At 70.2% G+C, this 3531-nt stretch carries 1 protein-coding gene and 1 pseudogene; both read left to right on the plus strand.

All coding sequences use genetic code 11. From position 1 onward, the window contains the following. Nucleotides 1–638 precede the first annotated feature (638 nt). A complete protein-coding gene (locus tag ACR2FV_RS18030; RefSeq protein WP_434017090.1) occupies nucleotides 639–1949 on the plus strand; it encodes an aspartate aminotransferase family protein in 1311 nt (436 codons plus the stop codon). Between the two features lie 875 nt (nucleotides 1950–2824). Further along, nucleotides 2825–3531 (plus strand): annotated as a pseudogene (locus ACR2FV_RS18035) (IS3 family transposase); the annotation flags it as partial.

The following is a 3531-nucleotide window of genomic DNA, read 5'->3' on the forward strand; positions in this document are numbered from 1 at the left end:
TGCCGACCGACAGACCGTGGCGGTATGACCGGGGTGCGCTGGTGGGGGTGGTCTAGGGGGCTGGAGCCGGCGCAAAAAAATCCCGGGCCGCCGGGCGGAGCTGGCGGTCCCGCGGCCGCGGGTGAGCGCACCACTCGGTCCCTCGGGCACCCGCCGGCCGACAGACCGGTGCGGTAGGAACCGAGTGCGCCGGTCGGGATGGTCTCAGGGGCTGTAGCCGGCACCGCACAATCCCGGGCCGCCGGTCGGAGCCGGCCGTCCCGCTGCCGCGGGTGAGCGCACCACTCGGTCCGTCGGGCACCCTGCCGGCCGACAGACCGGTGCGGTATGAACCGAGTGCGCCGGTCGGGATGGTCTCAGGGGCTGTAGCCGGCGCCGCACAATCCCGGGCCGCCGGTCGGAGCCGGCCGTCCCGCGGCCGCGGGTGAGCGCACCACTCGGTCCGTCGGGCACCCTGCCGGCCGACAGACCGGTGCGGTAGGAACCGAGTGGGCCACTCGGGGTGGCCCGGCGTCTGCTGCGCGCACCGCACAATCCCGGGCCGCCGGTCGGAGCCGCGCCGGGTCGCAGCCACCCGGCGCGGTTGACGCCCACCCGCGTCCTCCGCAACAGTCCGGGGGTGACGTGGAGGGCCAACCGTGGCGCACGATGAACGCGAGCAGTACCTGATCCGCTACGCCGGCGACTTCGCCCCGTTCGTGGTGGCGAAGGCCGAGGGCTCGTGGGTGCACACCACCGACGGCCAACGCATCCTCGACTTCACCTCCGGGCAGATCAGCTCGACGCTGGGGCACAACCATCCCCGCGTGGTCGAGGCCGTGCAGCGCTCGCTGCGCGAGGTCATCCACCTGAACTCGTGGATGGTCAACGATGACGTGCTGGGGCTGGCCGAGCGGCTGGCGCGGCTGCTGCCCGAACCGCTGGTGCGGTCGATGCTGCTCAACGTCGGGTCGGAGACGAACGAGGTCGCGATCCGGCTGGCCAAGTCCTACACCGGCAGGTTCGAGATGGTCGGGGTGACCCGCAGCTTCCACGGCCTGCTCGCGGGCACGAACTCGCTGACGTTCTCGATGGGCCACCAGGGATACGGCCCGCTGGTGCCGGGCAGCTTCGCCATCCCGGCTCCGCACCAGTACCGCTGTCCGATCCGGCACTGCCTGGACGCATGCGACAGGGTCTGCCTGGACGTCGGCTTCGAGACCGTCGACCAGGCCTCCGTCGGATCTCTGGCCGCGATGATCGTGGAGCCCGTCTTGTCGACCGGCGGGATCATCCCGCTGCCGGAGGGCTACCTGCAGGCCGCCAAGGACAAGTGCGAGGAACGCGGCATGCTGCTGATCGTGGACGAGGCGCAGACCGGCTTCGGCCGGGTCGGGTCGATGTTCGCCTTCGAGCAGGACGGTGTGGTGCCCGACATCCTGACCGTCTCCAAGACACTTGGTGGCGGGGTGCCGCTCGGGGCGACGATCACCAGCGCCGAGATCGAGGACCGCGCGCACGCCAACGGCTTCGTCCACCTCACCACCCACGTCTCCGACCCGATGCCGGCCGCAGCCGGGCTCGCCGTGCTCGACGTCATCGAGGAGGAGGGGCTGGTCGAGCGGGCGCAGGCGATGGGCGACTACCTGTTCGACCAGCTGCACAAGCTGCAGGAGAGTCACGAGGAGGTCGGCGACGTCCGCGGCCGCGGTCTGCTGGTCGGCATCGAGCTGGTCACCGACCGAGACTCGAGGACCCCAGCCACCAGCCTCGGCGCCGCGGTGACCGCCGAGTGCCTGGCCCTGGGGTTGTCGATGAACATCGTCAAGGGCGACGGGCGCACCTCAAACTGCCTGCGGATGGCGCCGCCGCTGTCGGTGACCCACGACGAGATCGACCTGGCGATCGAGATCTTGGATCGGGCGCTCACCAGCTGCAAGGCGGCTGCTCGTGCCGGAGATGACTCGTAGTGCGGCGAGCTGGCCCACGAGGTGACGTTGTCCCGAATGCACGGCCTCCGCAAGCCCCGTGACGTTGATGCGAGCGGGTGAGTCGCCCCAGCCTGTGTCGTTCATATTGGCGGTGGCGAAGCCTAGCGGCCCGTCGCTTCTGCGCGTACTGGTTGCCATCGGGGTGACACGCCAGCGCGGACGCAGTGCCCGCCGGCCCGTCGTCGAGCGGGCGGTTCGCGGCTCTGCGGCGATGGCCGCGAGGTTCACCAGCACGATGAGCCCGGCCAGGCCCAGGGGCGACCGGCAGCAGCGGGTAGGGAACCCGCACACCCCGGGCTGGGGTGTCGGCGGTGAACTGCATGCACCGGGCTTGCTCCCCCAGGTACGCGGGCGCCACAACAGCGCCACGTCTCGCTCGTTGGACTCGACCTCCGCGTACGCCACGCCCATGTGATCGCCGTTCTTGCGGCCTGCGCAGGGCGGGGCCCCGGCCAGGTGTGCGCAAAGGCACCACCGGCGCGCGCCGTCATGGTGTGCTTCCGCACACCCGCAACATTCCCCGCCTTCTGGCCCAACCTCGGGCCAGTCGGCACCCAGGAATCATCGGCGTGCAGCATCCAGGACCTGCCCAGCCCATGGACCGCGGCACGAGCGACGCTCGTCACCATGAGCGCCTACGCGCGGTCACCACGAGAGCGTCCTGCGCCCACACCGTTGGCATACCGCCGAGAACTCGTGCGCGTACCTGCTCCCGCACCTGCGTCCGAGCATGAGCGTGCTCGATGTCGGCTGCGGCCCGGCACCATCACCAAGGACCTGGGCCGGCTCGTCGGCGGGCAAGGTGAACCATCCCGGGTTTGATGCACTCCTCCTTCGTTGGGAAGGTGCATCTCATGGCGAGCAAGTACGACCCGGAGACCCGGGCCGAGGCAGTCCGTCTCGTCGTCGACCATCGCTGCGACTACCCGAGCGAGTCGAGTGGGCGGCGATCAATGCCGTGTCGAAGCGGTTGGGGATGAACGCCGAGACGCTGCGCAACTGGATCCGTCAGCAGCAGGTCGACGACGGGCAGCGTGCGGGGATCAGCACCGAGGCCGCTGCCGAGGTCCGCGAGCTGAGGAAGCGCAACCGCGAGCTCGAGGAGACCATCGAGGTGCTCAAGGCCGCGACGTCTTTGTTTGTGCGGGAGAGCGACCCGCGCTCACGTCGCTGACCACTGCTGAGGTCTGTCAGTTCATCGCCGACCACAGGGACCGGTTCGGGGTCGCTCCGATCTGCCGCGTGCTCACCGAGCACGGCGTCAAGATCGCCCCGCGCACGTTCCAGGCGTGGGCAACCAGGGCGCCCTCGAAGCGGTCCCTGTGGGACGCCACGATCACCGAGATCCTGGCCGGCTACTACGAGCCCGACGAGAACGGCCGCAAGAAGCCGGAGTCGCTGTACGGGTCGTTGAAGATGTGGGCCCACCTGCAACGCGAGGGCATCCCGGTCGCGAAGTGCACCGTGGAACGGCTGATGCGCGCGAACGGCTGGCAGGGGGTGCGGCGGCAGAAGAAGGTCCGCACCACGATCCCCGACCCGGCTGCGGAGCGTGCGCCGG

It is taken from the genome of Ornithinimicrobium sp. (assembly GCF_051004135.1).
GTDB lineage: Bacteria > Actinomycetota > Actinomycetes > Actinomycetales > Dermatophilaceae > Ornithinicoccus.